Genomic DNA, 16,194 nt, shown 5'->3' on the forward strand with positions numbered 1-16,194 from the left:
ATATACCTCAAATTGTGACAATAGTACCGGGATGGGTGACTGTATTTGTAATATGAACAGCGCGCACGCCATGACGTGCTGCAAATAAGGCACTGTTTACTTTTGGAATCATGCCACCGGTAATCATCTGTTTTTTTTGTAATTCTTCCATCGTTTTGGAAGTTAGATTTTGTAAAACGTTTCCCTTAATTTTCACACCAGAAACATCTGTTAATAGATATAATTCGTCAGCCTTTAGATACTTAGCCAGAGCTGTCGCTGCGTGATCCGCATTAACATTTAACCACTGACCACTATTAGTAATTGCCATCGGAGCAATAATAGGAATGAGATTTTTTTCCCAAAGGTTATGAATTAATTTAGTATTCACTTGGTGAATGTTGCCAACGTATCCGAATGTGTCTTGATCAATTGTGTGACCAGTTAACAGTTGATCACTTGCAGCATTTAATCCAATTACAGATAGGCCGTTGACACGGCAAGCTTCAAGTAGCGCAGGTTGTACCTGACCAAGGAGTGCCATTTTTGTGATGTTGATACCATTTTGTGTTGTAAAACGAATACCGTTTATCTTCTGAACAGGTTCATTAAGTTGTGACATTAAGGCAGAAATAGTGTCACCACCGCCATGAATAATTGCAATTTTATAATGTTGTTTTTGCCAAAATTTGATAGTATCAAAAAAGGCAGGTGTAAGTTGAGTGGCGGCGTTGCCACCAATTTTGATGACTATTTTTTTCATTAGACTTTATCTCCCATAAAACGAACAAGATGAGAATGAATTCTCACGTTGTATAAAGTGCATTAATTTTTACATATTCGTATGTTAAATCTGAACCCCAAGCACAACCGGATTCAGTACCGGCATGTAAATCGACATCAATGTGAATGTCATGCTCCTCAAGTTTTTCTGCCATGGTATCGGCATCAAAATCTGCAGGGGCACCATTTACTAATACAGCGATTTTATTAATGCTAATATCAATAAGATTTGGGTTAAGATCGACATTGCTGGCTCCAATAGCAGCGATAATGCGGCCCCAATTAGGATCTTTACCAAAAATAGCTGTTTTTACTAATGAGGAACCGACAATTTTTTTAGCAACCATTCGCGCATCAAGAGCACTTTGCGCATGATTTACAGCAACAGCAATTAATTTAGTGGCGCCTTCACCATCATTAGCAATAGCAATCGAAAGGGCGGTAGTTACGGTGTGTAACATGTCTTTGAATTGCTCATATTCAGCTGTATGATTCTCAATCATTTTATGACCAGCTAAACCGTTTGCCATTACTAAGACAGTGTCATTAGTTGATGTGTCACCATCGATTGTAATTTGATTAAAACTTGTCTCAACATCTTCTGAAAGTGCTTGCTGTAAAAGTTTAGCATCAATGTTAATATCGGTCGTTATAAATCCAAGCATGGTAGCCATATTCGGATGCAACATGCCCGAACCTTTTGCCACACCGCTCATTGTGACAATTTTGCCCTGAATAGTGGATTGAATGGTAATTGATTTTTCCTTAGTATCAGTAGTCATAATGGCGTGCGCAAACCCGTTTGTGTCACCATCAATCTTTAACTTTTTGATGCCGTTGATAATCTTATCGATTGGCAGTACTTTGCCAATAATACCGGTAGAAGCGACGCCAACCAGGCTGGTATCGATGTTTAGTTGTTGTGCAGTAAACTCTTGCATAGATTCCGCATGTGACACACCAATGCTACCGGTGACAGCATTAGCATTTCCAGAATTAACAATAATGGCTTGCAATTGACCATTTCGAATCGTTTTTTTATCCAGTTGAACTGGAGCGGCCTGCACTTGATTCGTTGTAAAAACGCCGGCCACACTAGCTATCACGTCACTGTAAATCCAACCGAGATCTTTTGATTTGTGCTTGAGACCAACGTGTTGGCCATCCGCATGAAATCCTATGGGAGCAGCAATGTCAGCTATTGATAGTGTTGTAATTTGATTTAATAATTCTGTCATAAGGATTTTCCTAAGTATATTTTTAGACGTTAGTATAATGAATATTATGCGTATTGAGCAATTAAATGAAGTCCTGTGCTTTCCTCTAGATCAAACATATGATTCATGTTTTGGATAGCTTGTCCAGCAGCGCCTTTGATCATATTGTCAAGAACACTAACAATGGTGAGGTATTTGGTATCAGGATTGTATGTTAGTCCGATATCAGTAAAGTTAGTACCGATAACCTGTTTGATGCTTGGTAATTGATTTTTGGGCATGACACGTACAAATTGCTTATTTGCATACGTTGTAGTGTATAATTCCTGAATTTTTTCGGCCTGGCTGTTGTCGTTTATCTTGACATAAGCACTGACAAAAATGCCGCGATTAATTGGTAGTAGGGATGTGGTGAATTGAATATGAGCAATATCGGATTGCCATTGTTGCAGTTGCTGGGTAATTTCAGGAATGTGTTGATGATGGTTGGCCTTATACATGGTGAAGTTTTCATTAACGTTAACAAAATGACTCGCTAATGTCAGGGATTTGCCAGCACCAGATAATCCGCTTTTAGCATCAATGATGATGTTATCTTTATCAAGCAGGTGGTTTTGTGCAAGAGGGGCAAGAGCAAGAAGTGTGCCCGTGGCATAACAACCAGGATTGGCAATGTAAGTTACTTTATTGTCATAAAAATCTGCTAAGCTGTAGTGTGCTTGTTGAATCGCTTCGTCAGAGGCTGGTTCGTTTTTGTACCATTTTTTATAAACATCAGCGGGAAGACGAAAATCACCAGATAGATCAATGACGGGAAACTTAGCTTGAATAAAGTCCTGAGCTAAATCTTTGGAAACGCCGCTGGATGTTGCAAAAAATACAAGATCCGCTTCTTGCATAATATGCATTGGGTCGAACGTCGTAGGCGTTAAATTATACATTGATTTTAGATGCGGAAACTGTTCGCTAATGTCAGTGTTTTCTGTTTGGGTATTATGTATGGACACAACCTTAGCATTAGGGTGATTGTAAAGCAGTCGCAATAATTCAAGACCGCCGTATCCTGTAATGCCAACGATAGCAATTTTTATAATTTTGTCTGTCATGGTGTGTCCTCCTTGTGTTTGATGTTTTAAATATTAAACCAATAAGCATTTAAATACAATAAATATGCAAAACGGAATTGGATATTTTAAATTTAATGTATAAAAAAACACTTCATACGAAGTGTTAAGCTCGTGCAGGTAATTCAAGAATTGCTATATCAAGTACGTGTTCCATGCTTTTGGAACGTAATTCATTGAGGAAAAATCCGTTCTGCAGGTCCAATTTAGTATCTAAGGCGAATACAGTTAGTGTGTAGTTATGAGTCTTATCAGGAGGCATTGGGCCAATATAAGATTGATTTATGCTAGCATTGGCTGGGTGTCCTAACTTTTGCACATCATGCCAAGTTGAATTTGTACCAAATGTACCGCGTTTGGTAGCACGAAGATTTTCAGGAATATTAGTTACAGGGAGGTTTGCCGCTAACCAGTGAATCCAGGGGAAACCGCATACAGGAACGGCATCGTAGTCGATTAAACTGACAGACAATGATTGGGTACCAGCCGGCGTGTTGGATATTTCGACTGGGAAATTAGTAGTTGGCATATCATTGGTACGATAATTAGCAGGTGCATATTTTGCATACTTATCTGGTATAAAACCGTTATCAAGTGTGACATCTATTTTCATGATCATTCTCCTATTAAGTTTTTCTTGGCCTGTGCCAAACGTGTGCGAACAGCGATGGGCATTTCAGAATTATATTTACGAATGGATGAAATGGCATCAATAACAATCTTTGTGCGGGTATCTATGTCTTGTATGCCAGCAGTTTTTGAGTGTATTTCCTTTTCGAATCGTTCAATAAAATCAAGCTGGAGTTGTGTTTTATCAGCGCGGAGGGTCTCGGCTGCGGCAACTTCACCGTTAGACTCAAGGTCAGTTATAGCTATATTATACCCCTCAAAAAAGTCAGATGCATTGGTCGTATTTTTCCAAGTAATCGGTTCATTTGCTGCGTCAATATTTTTTTCTGTCGTTTTTTTCTTTTTGAAAATGTTAAAGAAAGACATAATTAGAAATCCTTTCAAGTATAAATATATAGTAATTTTTCATGTTCGTTTAATGGCGAACAAACGTTTTATCTGATACAATAAAAATAGTTTTTGGATCGGGGAAAATTATGGCAGCACATAAAACGGTATTTAATGACAAACAACGTATCTTACGGCTTTATTCAGCATTGATAAGCCATCGAGCGCTCTCAATTGAAGAAATTGAGGACATGTTTTTTATTGGCCGAAAAACTGTCCAACGCGATATCTCCGAAATCCGAACTTTTTTGCATGATTTGCAAATCGGTGAGCCAATTAAATCTGAGATTATTTTTGATCGTCATTCAAAGAAATATCGATTGACTGAGATGGAAAACTTATTTAGAGTCTTCGATAAAATCAATAAAATTGATGAAGAGGAATGACGCGGTTTTGGTGTGGATGGTTATTTATTGTTTGTTAGTTGGTCAAAATCGTCTACCATATCTTTAGGGCCCACTACCGAGACAATGTCTTTCTCATGTAGTTTGTAGGTTGAATCCGGTGCCACGATAACATCCCCATCATGGCGAACAGCAATAACATTTAATCCAAATTTTTTACGAATATTCAAGTTACTAATTGATCGACCATAAAAGGCGGGGTTTACAATTTGAACCTCTGCCATTGAATAGTCATCAGATAGTTCAATGAAGTTTAACATATTAGGCGCAAGAAGTTTGCGTGCCACTCGTTCGCCCATTTCGCGTTCAGGTTGTACGACGACATCTGCGCCTATTTTTGTGAGCACACGCAGATGGGTGCGATTTTCAGCCTTAGCAATAACATTCTTAGCACCAAGATCTTTGGCGTTGATGGTCGCTAGAATGCTGGCTTGCATATTATGACCAATGGCAATCACAATATGATCAAAACTAGCAATGTCTAGTTTGCGTAACACTTCATCTTCTTGAGCATCTGCAATGACAACTTGTGTTGCGATATCACGATAATCATTAACATGTTCTTCACTAATATCAATGCCTAAAACATCTTGCCCATTGGCAACCAATGTTTCTAAAAGGGCGCCGCCAAAACGTCCGAGGCCTATAATGGCATAGGTTTGTCTCATTTTTATTTCTCCTAACTATGGTTGCAAAACGCTATCCAATGATAACGGATTCTTCTGGGTATCGGAAGGGTGCTTTATCATCATGTACATTTAGAATGGAGAACATGACGGTATAGATTCCGACACGACCAATGAACATTGCAAGCATGATAATAAGTTGTCCAAAGGTTGTTAGATGTGGGGTCAGGCCAAGAGTTAAGCCAGTTGTAGCAAAAGCACTGACCACCTCAAAAATAATGTATTCTAGCCCATAATGTGCAGTGTGCTCTTGAGTAAGCATTAATAGAAATGATAAGATGCCTAAGAATGCTAGCGATACGAAAACTAATAGCAGTGCACGAACAATGTTTTCGTGTGATAAGCGACGATGCGAAAATACAACATCCTTTTTCCCACGTAAAGCAGCGTGTGTTTGTAAAATCAACACACCAAGCGTAGTGGTTTTGATACCACCAGCAGTTGATCCTGGTGTACCACCAATATACATTAACATCATGGTTAATAACACGGTTGCTGAGCTCATTGAATCGAAACCAAATTGTGCGAATCCCGCGGTACGATATGAAATAGACATAAATAATGTATCGAAAATGCGGTTTATAGGTTGAATGTCTTGAACAGAGTTCATATTACGTTCGGTCAATTCAAACAACAACCAACCACCTACAATTAGAACACCTGTCATAACAAGTGCTAGCTTGGAGTGTAATGTTAGGCGATGTGTTGTCCGATATATGAGTAGATCACGCCAGACTAAGAACCCGAGAGAACCAGCAATAATTAGGAAGGCAATAATTAGTAGAATCCAGGGTTGATTATTATAAGCAGCTGTCCCGTGAGGTAAAATTGAGAAACCTGAATTACCAAATGCTGAAATGGCGTGGAATACAGCATAAAACATACCATGTTTCCAACCAAAGTCATTTATAAAGAAAGGCGCTAGCAACACTGCACCGATACTTTGAATAATAACTGATAGTTTAATAACATACCCAAAGACCACCCGTGTATCATAGAGGCTTTCCAAGTTATAGACTTCTTGAACCATCATTTTACTTCTTAAATCCATTTTTTTCGGGTGGCCGTAAATAACAGCACTGAAAACGACATGAATCCTAGTGCGCCAATCTCAATCAAAACCATGATGACGATTTGACCAAAGGTGGTCCAGTGGGTTGCTGTGTCGACAACTGTGAGGCCAGTAACCGAGGCTGCTGAAGTTGCTGTAAATAAGCCATCCATGAAGGTGTGACCCACATTACCATGATAACTAAGGGGCAGCATTAGCAATAGCGCACCGACTGTAATGACTGTTAAAAAGCCTAATGACAATCGTTGTGGCATTGATATGCGTGACCAAAAAGTATGGCGTTGCGATTTGTCATGAAATTTTTGCATTTCAGCTGCAGTTGGTAAATCGATTTTTCTAGACATATTTATTTTTGTAGGGTTCTTTCTCAAAATAGATTGTTGTTTAATAGAGAGGTATATTACCTTTGTTCAATTATACACTGTGGGTTGTAAAATCGGATATTTTTGGATGATGAGCTGATTAAGATTAGCTATTTTAAAGTATGATTTCACGATAATGATGACGGTTTACAAATGACGTCACTAATGTTAATATAAAATGTTCGAAAATTATGATAAAATTGTTAGATTATTATAATTGTAACTTATATTTATCATTTCCAGATAAAAAATAAACACGAATGCCATGAATTATTTAAGGGGACATATCAAGTATGATTCGATTAATGCAAAATAAAGATCAGAGGAATAATATTAGTGTACGTATTGCTATTTATTTGACCTATATTGTACAGGGATTTGCTTTAATTATTTTAGCGCAGACCGTGCAACAATTAAGTGAATTGTGGAATGCCTCAATTGCTGGTACAACTGCTGTCGTTTCAGCAATTGGTATTGGAAAGCTAATTGCTTATCCAATTTTGGGAGAATTGTCTGATCACGTTGATAGAAAAAATTATTAATGATGGCTATGTTCATGTATTTAATATTTTTTCTATTTTACCATTAACAAAGAATATATTTTTCGCCGTTGTCATAACCACGCTGGCAGGACTAGCCAACGCGGCATTAGATTCTGTGGCCTACCCCACATTATTAGAAATGAATCATGGTAAATCCAGTGGGAATGTACTGATTAAAGCAATGATTTCATTGGGTGAGGGGATATTACCGATTATTTTAGTCATGTTGATTAATCAACATATTTGGTTTGGTTGGTTATTTTGGGTTGCCACGGCTATTCTGGTAGTAAACTTAATTATCATGACCTCAATTAATGCAGCTGGTTTTTACACTATTCGTACCTCAAAAGGGGGCAAGAGAGCTACCAATAAGGGTACATGGCATTGGAATATTACAAAAATATTATTTATGATTTATGGATTCAGTGCAATGTGGGTGATGATTCATTTTACTCAGTGGGTCACGCGATATTTTCACATTGTACAATCATTTTCAACGGTTAGTTCGCATGTGCTAATGTCTTTTTACAGTATTGGCTCACTCATGGGCGTGGGTACTTTGTTTTTATTGACCAACCGGGGATGGATCAGCGAAAAGATATTGTTAATGATCACAGCGATAGGGACAATAGTTGGATTAGTTATTGTCGTTTTGAGCCAAGAAACAATCAGTGCTAGTTTCGGTTGCTTTATTTTTGGTTTTTCAGCCGCAGGAGGAGCGCTACAGTTGGGATTGAGTCAATTAATAGCCTCAGATCCAAAGTTTTCAGGCCGTTTGACCGGTCTCTATTTTTTCTTTGGTAGCATTGCATTTTTTGTTATGCCAATTGTCACTGGTCACTTTGCCGCACAACATTTGCAAGGTGTGATGTTGAGTTTGTTGGCTGTGGCTGGTTTGAATTTGTTTATTGTAGTCTTTAATTTTTATCATTCGCAACAAGTGCAGAAACAATAATTTCATAAACAAATACAAAAAAGCAAGACTAACATGTCTTGCTTTTTTTGTGTTTGTTATAAGTTGGACAGATACTTTTTCATCCGGTTCTGAAAATCAACTAGTGGCTCTGGTTCAGGTTGGCTCATCCAGACAGAAATAAACGATGTGAGCATTTCAATTAAGTATTCTGTGGTTAGAATGTCAGCAGCCAACTTGGGATTATATCGTGTAATTAGCGATAAATATTTGGATTTGATAAATGTAATCCAAATATTTCTAATGTATGGGCGCGTATATAAAAGGTGTAATTCTTCTTTCTTTTCGTAGAGCATCGGTGCCATGTCGTTGATAAAAACTGATATAAGATTATCATTGGTTGACAAGCTTGTTTCTACCTTGATTTTAACGTCTTTGTCAATCCGATTGATTACAGCATAAAATAAATCATCATATGAGGGATAATATTGTTTAATTTTCTGGATAGCGATACCAGAAGTTTTTTCTAGTTGTTTGAGACTAGGCTTATCTTCTCTGTTTGAATGCATATTGGCTAAGAAAGATAGTAAAATTAGCCCTTCATCATTGTCTTCACACGGATTAGTCGGTGGAATAATAAAAAAATCTAGAGGTAAATCAAACTTTTCAATAATTAAGAGCATCATTTCTGTTGTAGGGTGCCCTTTGTGACGTTCCCAATTAGAGACAGATTGAAATGAAATATATAGTTTTTCAGCGAATTGCTGTTGTGTTAGTCCGTTTTTTTTACGGAGCGCTTTAATTTTATTACCAATCTCCATAATAGTCTCCAAAATAATTCTTTGATACCATGATATAACATATTTGGAATGAATCCAATATTTTATCATAAAATGTCTGGATAATCACTAAAAAATGTCACTTTTTAAACTGCTAATTATTGAAATTCATATAAAGCGGTTTTGTTATAATTCTACAGAGGAGGGGAGCATAATGATCGAGAACCATGAGTTTTGCCGATTGAGTGAGGCAGATATAGCCACAGTTATTGGGGGCGAATCAGAAGATATTGCATATAATCTCAGACGATTGAGATTAGAATTAGGGTACAGAAGAGCAGATTTAGCAGATGAGTTGAACATCAGCTTGTCAACAATAGCAAAATATGAGACTGGATCGAGAATACCGGACATTGATACAATAATTCAATTATCCAAAGTATTGCATACAAATGTAAATAATTTAATTTTTAAATGAAAAGATATTGGACGGGAAAGCTAGTTGTATGGACAAAATGTCTCAATTTTTAAGGAACTTATTTTATATAATATGAATATATTACGAAAGGAGAATAACTATTTATGGAAAAGTTGTCAGAACAAGAATTAGCAAAAGTTTCGGGGGGATTTCCACTATTGCCAATTGTAGTTCCAATTATCGCTGGTGGAGCAACTTATGTTGCAAAAGATGCGTGGAACCATTTGGATCAAATTCGGTCAGGATGGAGAAAAGCAGGTAATAGTAAGTGGTAAAGAATTATGTGTATAACGGATTAAGCATAATGATTGGTGTTTTTCTAGCACGTATTGGGTTAAACTTTGTCTCAGAAGAAAGTTTCTTCTACGGATGGTACGATGCAATGAAGTTTACTGGTGTAATATTTTTGTTACAAATTTTATATTTTTATTCAAGGAGAAGTAAAAATGGATTTTAAAACGCAACGTAATGTATTGAACTCGGAAAAGCTAATGATGATTAGTGGAGGTTCAACAGATGATTCTTGGGAGGGCTTTGGCTCAGGACTGCATAAAACAGTGAATACAGTTGTTTATGCTGGAACAACTGTGGCAAGAGCTCATACTAGAAGTCATCAACGATGCTTTACTGGAAACAAGTGGTAATTTTGTCTCAACGAAAAAAATAAGCTTGGTTTTTAGATAAATATCATAGCAAGTTGAGATCCTAACTATAAACATGTTTTTGTGTTTAAATTTAAGATATATCCTGTCAAACTAGTAAATCTTCATATAATTCTTTTGCAAAATCTTGCGTGGACATGATTCAATAATGTTGACTATGTTTTATTGGGGATGTTTGCTGGTATATAATTTGCATTGATGTAGGTAGAGTAATGTTGATCATATGATTGAGTGAAGTAAGGATTAAATAAATTTTAGAGGTGTTGGAACCACCATATTTTACTAAATTGGTAGGGCTGTATATACTTTATTCATTAAGGCTAAGACAATACAGAATATATGCTAGATTACAAGATTTTTTCGGTAATATTAGTCGATAAGCATTTAAGAATAAGGTTATTCTTCAACCTTCCAAAATATAGGCATTCATCGTATACCATGTGGGATTTTACTTTAATATTTAACAATTTGAGTGTAAACGAACATAGTATTTTAACGCTATAAAGGGCCACACTAAAGGGAACTATTATGTTATTTATCCGTGGTGGCCTTGTCATTGACTTAATTTTGTGGATTCATCCAAAACATGTGCATATATAAATTAGACGACAATATGGTACACATGCCCCCTGCTATCTAAACTGAGTCTGTAGTACTAACTTAACTAATTATTGAAAGGGTAATCAATGATATTTAATCGTGCAATAACTGTCATATCGAAAAAGGTAGGACAACTTATTGAATTAGTTTTAGTAACAGTATTAATTGATATTATTTTAGACATACCTCCGGCCTGTGTATTTATAGATAAGTCTAACGGGTGGTTCGTGTTATTGTCAATTATACTTGGGGGTGTTGTTTCATATTTTGGCTATCGTTACTTAGCATCAAAGACAACTGCTATTTTTGAACGAATTAATCTGAAAAAAATAGGATTTATTATTATCATGTTGGTCCTAACAAGAGTTCTGATGGATTTGATAATACCGGCTATATTTGGACAAAATCAAGATATTAGTTTAAATCAAAAAATGATTGAAAGTATGTTTCAGCAAGGTGGGATAGTAGCATTATTATTTAAACTGAATACTATTATTATTGCGCCAATAATTGAAGAAATTTCCTTTCGTGGCATTATATTTGAAGAGGCAAAGCCTTTAGGGAAAGTTGTACAGTTCATTTGGCCAACGTTTGTTTTTGCGGCAGTCCATGGGCCATCGACACCGGAGCAATGGACGGTTTATTTAACCGCAGGTGTATTGTTGATGATTGTTCGCTTAGTGACCAAAAAGTTACAATATTCAGTAATGTTTCATATGGCACATAACTTGATGGCAACGGTTGGCTTGTAGAATAAGGAAAAATAATCGTGATAAGTGGGAGTTACCTCAATTTGCTCTAATCAATAGGTAAAATGATTGCAACATACGTGTTTAGAGAACATGGTATAATATTATTTAAGGAAAATTCCGCGAACAGTTTTTGTCCGCGGAATTTTTACAACCTATATAGAAAGAAGCAGAGAGTATATGACCGAATCAACACCAGTCATTGAAATGCGACATATTATCAAAAAATTTGGTGATTTTGCGGCCAATGATGACATTAACCTACAAGTCCAACAAGGTGAAATTCACGCGTTACTTGGTGAAAACGGTGCAGGAAAATCGACGTTAATGAACATTGTGACAGGATTACTGCAGCCCACTAGCGGTGAAATTCTGATTAATGGCAAAAAAGTATCAGTTGATTCGCCTTCAAAATCTGATGCATTAGGCATCGGAATGGTGCATCAACATTTTATGTTAATTGACGCCTTTACTGTAACAGAAAATATTATTCTCGGTTCAGAAGTAACAAAAGGATTGTCCTTAGACACTAAAACTGCTGCTAAGAAAATACAAGCTTTGTCAGATCAATATGGTTTATCAGTTGATCCAATGGCTAAGATTTCTGATATATCAGTTGGTCAACAACAGCGTGTCGAAATATTAAAGACCCTTTATCGTGGCGCTGATATTTTGATTTTTGATGAACCAACAGCAGTTTTGACACCACAAGAAATCGATGAGTTAATTGTCATCATGCACAATTTAGCACAAGAAGGTAAATCAATTATCTTGATTACGCATAAACTTGACGAAATACGTGCTGCTGCTGATACGGTGACTGTCATTCGTTCCGGTAAATCAATTGATACTTTCCCAGTTGCCGGTGTGTCTTCTCAGGAATTAGCTGACTTGATGGTTGGTCGTGAAGTTAGTTTTAAAACTGAAAAAGAAGTAGCTCAACCTGGTGCAGTGATATTGTCGATTGATAACTTAGAAGTGCAAGATACACGTCGTGTTGCTGCTGTTAAAAACTTTTCGCTTGATGTGAGAGCAGGTGAAATTGTTGGTTTAGCTGGTATCGATGGGAACGGCCAAACAGAACTAATCCAGGGAATTACTGGATTAACAAAGGTACAAGCAGGACATGTTAAGCTAAAAGGAGAGGATATCACCAATAAAAAGCCGCGTCATATTACTGAAGCGGGTGTTGGTCATATTCCTGAAGATAGATTGCGTTTTGGTATGGAAGTTGAAATGACATTGTCTGAAAACTTGTCATTGCAAACGTACTATAAACAACCTATTTCAAAATCAGGTGTCTTGCAACCTGCTGAAATGGATAAATTAGCTGACAAATTAGTTCAGGAATTTGATGTGCGAGCTGCCAGTATTCATGTGACCGCTGGTTCAATGTCGGGTGGAAACCAACAAAAAGCTGTAGTTGCACGTGAATTAAATCGTGATAATGATCTTGTGATTGCTGCCCAGCCAACTCGTGGGTTAGATGTTGGAGCGGTTGAATATATTCATCAACGTTTAATCGCACAACGTACAGCTGGTAAGGCCGTATTGGTCGTTAGCTTTGAGCTAGATGAAATTCTTAATTTATCGGATCGTATTGCTGTTATTAATGACGGTAAAATTGTCGGAATAGTTGACGCTCAAGACACAAACAAACAAGAGCTTGGCTTGTTGATGACAGGTATGAGCTTAACAGAAGCTCGTGCGGCATTGAAAGAAGAGGTGGGGTCCTAATGATTGCACAAAAGAATAACCTTTCTGTGGCAATGTTTTCTGTTTTATTCGGTTTAATTGTCGGCGCAGTGATTATGTTAGTATTCGGCTATAACCCAATTTCTGGTTATGTTGCGCTACTTGGTTCGGCATTTGGTTCAATGCAGGATATTGGTGGTGTATTGACGCAAATGACACCTTTAATTTTGACAGCATTAGGGTTTGCAGTGGCTTCGTCTGCAGGATTCTTCAATATTGGTTTATCAGGTCAAGCTTTAGCCGGATGGGTTGGGGCAGTTTGGTATGCTTTGAGTTTTCCTGATATGTCAGCTATCATCATGATACCAAGCGCATTAATCATTGGAGCTGGTCTGGGTGCCATTGCTGGGTTCATTCCTGGTTGGCTACGCGCACAGTTTGGTGCTAGTGAAGTTATTGTGACGATTATGATGAACTATATTTTCTTATTTTTAGGAAATGATATCTTGCAAAATACGATGTCTAAGAATATTAAGGAGTCTGCAGAAACAACCAAACAAGTTGGTGCCAATGCATCGCTCCAGATGAAATGGTTGACTGATTTGACGCAAGGTTCAAGCATTTCAGCGGGAATATTTATTGCTTTAGCAATGATTGTTGTTGTTTGGTTTGTTATGAAGAAAACAACGCTTGGTTTTGAAATTCGTGCGGTTGGTTTAAACCCTGATGCGGCTAGATATGCTGGTATGTCAGCAAAGCGTAATGCTACAATAGCTATGGCAATATCTGGAGGTTTGGCAGGTTTAGCGGGAACCATTGAGGGACTTGGTAATTATCTGAACTTCTTTACGCAAAATGGGTCACCATCAATTGGCTTTGATGGTATGGCTGTTGCTTTACTTGGCGGTGGGTCTTATCTTGGTATACTTGGTGCTGCTGCAATTTTCTCTATATTAAAAATCGGTGGATTAGGAATGCCAATGTCTTCTGGTGTGCCATTTGAGTTGGTGGATATCGTTACAGCCTCAATTATTTTCTTTGTTGGTGTGCGCTATTTGATTCTATTAATTCAAAAGCGAATTAAAGATATGGACGAAAAAGCGGCGTTAGAGGCAGCCAATAAAAAAGCGGCAAAAGCAAATCAGCAGAAAGGCGGTGAATAAAATGTCACTCATGGCAATGTTATCACTTGTTATATCTAGCACACTAGTTTATTCAGCACCTCTGATATTCACTTCAATTGGTGGCACTTTTTCCGAACGTTCAGGTGTCGTTAACGTCGGCCTGGAAGGAATTATGGGAATGGGCGCTTTTGCAGCAGTCGTCTTTAACCTAACATTTGCTGGACAACTTGGCGCTGCCACACCTTGGTTAGGCTTGCTAGCTGGTGCCATTGTTGGGGTTGTTTTTTCGCTAATTCACGCTGTTGCTACAGTGACACTACGTGCGGATCATATTATTTCTGGAACAGTCATTAACTTGATGGCCCCAGCTTTGGGTGTATTCTTAATTAAAGTTTTATATGGTAAGGGGCAAACGGAGTCCATCGGGCAAGACTTTGGTTATGCCACGGTTCCTGGATTATCAAAAATTCCAGTATTAGGGCAATTATTCTTTGAAAAAACATCTGGGCCAGCTTGGTTAGCAATTCTTGTTGCTGGGATATCATGGTATATTATCTTTAAAACAAAGTTTGGTTTACGTCTGCGCTCGGTTGGTGAGAATCCACAAGCTGCCGATACACTTGGCTTAAATGTTGCACGTTTGCGTTATTCTGGTGTGATGATTTCTGGATTGCTTGGTGGCATTGGTGGTGCAGTTGTAGCACAGTCAATTTCATTAAACTATTCAGCTAGCACAATTGTTGGACAAGGCTTTATGGCGATGGCCGCAATGATTTTTGGTCGTTGGAATCCATTAGGTGCTTTGGGTGCTTCGTTGTTCTTTGGTTTGTCACAATCACTTGCTGTGATTGGGGCACAGTTACCAGGACTGAAAAATGTTCCTTCAATTTGGTTACAAATAGCACCATACGTACTCACAATCATTGTGCTTGTGTTCTTCTTTGGTAAAACACGTCCGCCTAAGGCTGATGGTGTGAACTATATTAAAGCAGCTTAAATCACATAAAAAAGCGAATCTTTTGATTCGCTTTTTTATTTATAAGTAAGCTGCTGTTTTCTCAGCAATTGCATTAGCTGATTTTTGTAGTAGTACCTTTTCTTCATCGGTAAGTTGTAGATCAAATTCAGCAGTTACACCATCACGGCCAATAATGGCTGGCGTAGAAATATATCCTTCAAAACGTTCATCATAGTGAGAAACGATGGCTTCTCTGCGTGCATTGGATAGAACTAATTTTGCAAGAGAAACAGCAGCATGAGCAATGGCAAAATTCGTATATTTTTTACCGGCAAAAACGGTAAAGCCCCCGACACGTGCAGCCTCTGCAACCTTATCTAGATTAATATCGTACAACTTAACTAATTCATCTGCATTTTTTCCTAATGCATTAACGGTAGACCAAGCGGCAAATTGTGAATCGCCGTGTTCTCCAAGCATATAACCACTAATTCCGCGAGGATCAATTGCTAATGTATCACCTAATGCACGTTTTAAGCGTGCAGTATCTAGGTAAGTTCCAGTGCCAAAAACTTGATTCGCTGGGAGGCCAGTTGCTTTTTGATAGATACCAGTAATAACGTCAACAGGATTTGAGATAACAATGAGCACACCATTAAAGCCTGCTTGCTTTAAGTCAGATCCAACCTGTTGTACCTCTGGGGTATTAGCTTTTAGTTCTGTAAAACGATCGCCACCAGGCTTAATCAATTCGATGTGTCCTAGAGCAGAAATAACAACTTCAGCGTCTGCTAAATCTGTTACTGTTCCTGCGTGTACTTCGACATGATGATCTAATAGACTGGCAGCATCACGAAAATCAAGCTCTTCAGATGCAAGTTTTTCTGGATTTTTATCCACTAAAATAATTTCATCTGCTAATCCTTGTGCAATAATGATGTGGGCTACCGTTACACCAACATGTCCAATGCCAACAACACCTATTTTTCTCATGTGAGTACCTCGTTAATATATTATGTGTTACAAATTAGATTATACACATAATTAGTG

General features: G+C 37.6%; 16 protein-coding genes and 2 pseudogenes. 9 read left to right on the plus strand and 9 right to left on the minus strand.

Going from position 1 to position 16,194, the window contains the following annotated elements; genetic code table 11:
* Positions 1-7 precede the first annotated feature (7 nt).
* The 5 genes from argB to HFP47_RS09100 form a co-directional block, all read right to left on the minus strand.
* Entirely contained in the window at positions 8-742 is a 735-nt protein-coding gene (argB, locus tag HFP47_RS09080; RefSeq protein ID WP_179876349.1) for an acetylglutamate kinase, read from the minus strand.
* Between the two features lie 43 nt (positions 743-785).
* Positions 786-2,000, minus strand: coding sequence for a bifunctional glutamate N-acetyltransferase/amino-acid acetyltransferase ArgJ (gene argJ / locus HFP47_RS09085; RefSeq protein ID WP_025267644.1), 1,215 nt, complete (start codon positions 1,998-2,000; stop codon positions 786-788).
* A 44-nt stretch (positions 2,001-2,044) separates the two neighbouring features.
* Positions 2,045-3,085 (minus strand): N-acetyl-gamma-glutamyl-phosphate reductase, encoded by a 1,041-nt coding sequence (gene argC, locus HFP47_RS09090; protein ID WP_115230857.1) that lies wholly within the window; start codon positions 3,083-3,085, stop codon positions 2,045-2,047.
* A 124-nt stretch (positions 3,086-3,209) separates the two neighbouring features.
* A complete protein-coding gene (locus tag HFP47_RS09095; RefSeq protein ID WP_011679050.1) occupies positions 3,210-3,716 on the minus strand; it encodes a YbhB/YbcL family Raf kinase inhibitor-like protein in 507 nt (168 codons plus the stop codon).
* A gap of 2 nt (positions 3,717-3,718) precedes the next feature.
* Positions 3,719-4,099, minus strand: coding sequence for a hypothetical protein (locus HFP47_RS09100; RefSeq protein WP_011679051.1), 381 nt, complete (start codon positions 4,097-4,099; stop codon positions 3,719-3,721).
* A gap of 110 nt (positions 4,100-4,209) precedes the next feature.
* Between HFP47_RS09100 and HFP47_RS09105 the strand changes: the two genes are divergently transcribed.
* Positions 4,210-4,506 carry a helix-turn-helix domain-containing protein gene (locus HFP47_RS09105; RefSeq protein WP_002815450.1) on the plus strand — a complete coding sequence of 99 codons (297 nt, stop codon included), beginning with the start codon at positions 4,210-4,212 and terminating at the stop codon, positions 4,504-4,506.
* Between the two features lie 20 nt (positions 4,507-4,526).
* On the opposite strand, the gene HFP47_RS09110 is transcribed toward HFP47_RS09105, so the two are convergent.
* Entirely contained in the window at positions 4,527-5,192 is a 666-nt protein-coding gene (locus HFP47_RS09110) for a TrkA family potassium uptake protein (RefSeq protein ID WP_010286784.1), read from the minus strand.
* Positions 5,193-5,223: 31 nt separating this feature from the next.
* Positions 5,224-6,626, minus strand: a pseudogene (locus tag HFP47_RS09115) (TrkH family potassium uptake protein).
* A 311-nt stretch (positions 6,627-6,937) separates the two neighbouring features.
* Here HFP47_RS09115 and HFP47_RS09120 point away from each other — a divergent pair.
* Positions 6,938-8,141, plus strand: a pseudogene (locus tag HFP47_RS09120) (MFS transporter).
* A gap of 56 nt (positions 8,142-8,197) precedes the next feature.
* Here the strand turns inward: HFP47_RS09120 and HFP47_RS09125 are convergent.
* Positions 8,198-8,920: a helix-turn-helix domain-containing protein gene (locus tag HFP47_RS09125; RefSeq protein ID WP_179876350.1), complete on the minus strand. Its 723-nt coding sequence runs from the start codon at positions 8,918-8,920 to the stop codon at positions 8,198-8,200.
* Positions 8,921-9,092: 172 nt separating this feature from the next.
* Here HFP47_RS09125 and HFP47_RS09130 point away from each other — a divergent pair, with 172 nt between their 5' ends.
* From HFP47_RS09130 to HFP47_RS09165, 7 genes are all read left to right on the plus strand, one after another.
* Positions 9,093-9,356 carry a helix-turn-helix domain-containing protein gene (locus HFP47_RS09130; RefSeq protein WP_010288464.1) on the plus strand — a complete coding sequence of 88 codons (264 nt, stop codon included), beginning with the start codon at positions 9,093-9,095 and terminating at the stop codon, positions 9,354-9,356.
* Between the two features lie 104 nt (positions 9,357-9,460).
* A complete protein-coding gene (locus HFP47_RS09135) occupies positions 9,461-9,631 on the plus strand; it encodes a bacteriocin (protein WP_010288466.1) in 171 nt (56 codons plus the stop codon).
* Positions 9,632-9,802: 171 nt separating this feature from the next.
* Positions 9,803-10,000: a hypothetical protein gene (locus HFP47_RS09140; protein ID WP_011679054.1), complete on the plus strand. Its 198-nt coding sequence runs from the start codon at positions 9,803-9,805 to the stop codon at positions 9,998-10,000.
* A gap of 704 nt (positions 10,001-10,704) precedes the next feature.
* Entirely contained in the window at positions 10,705-11,370 is a 666-nt protein-coding gene (locus HFP47_RS10755) for a CPBP family intramembrane glutamic endopeptidase (RefSeq protein WP_232683752.1), read from the plus strand.
* A 177-nt stretch (positions 11,371-11,547) separates the two neighbouring features.
* The gene (locus tag HFP47_RS09155) at positions 11,548-13,104 is read left to right on the plus strand and encodes an ABC transporter ATP-binding protein (RefSeq protein ID WP_179876351.1); all 1,557 of its coding nucleotides are present in this window, start codon (positions 11,548-11,550) and stop codon (positions 13,102-13,104) included.
* Positions 13,104-14,225, plus strand: a complete 1,122-nt coding sequence (locus HFP47_RS09160; protein ID WP_042252489.1) for an ABC transporter permease — start codon at positions 13,104-13,106, stop codon at positions 14,223-14,225. The genes HFP47_RS09155 and HFP47_RS09160 overlap by 1 nt, the downstream gene beginning before the upstream one ends.
* A gap of 1 nt (position 14,226) precedes the next feature.
* Positions 14,227-15,183, plus strand: a complete 957-nt coding sequence (locus tag HFP47_RS09165) for an ABC transporter permease (RefSeq protein WP_031296082.1) — start codon at positions 14,227-14,229, stop codon at positions 15,181-15,183.
* Between the two features lie 39 nt (positions 15,184-15,222).
* On the opposite strand, the gene HFP47_RS09170 is transcribed toward HFP47_RS09165, so the two are convergent.
* On the minus strand, positions 15,223-16,137 hold the full coding sequence (locus HFP47_RS09170) for an NAD(P)-binding domain-containing protein (protein ID WP_059442367.1): 915 nt from the start codon (positions 16,135-16,137) through the stop codon (positions 15,223-15,225).
* Positions 16,138-16,194: the final 57 nt, after the last annotated feature.

It is taken from the genome of Leuconostoc sp. DB-1, from assembly GCF_013414845.1.
Taxonomy (GTDB): domain Bacteria; phylum Bacillota; class Bacilli; order Lactobacillales; family Lactobacillaceae; genus Leuconostoc; species Leuconostoc mesenteroides.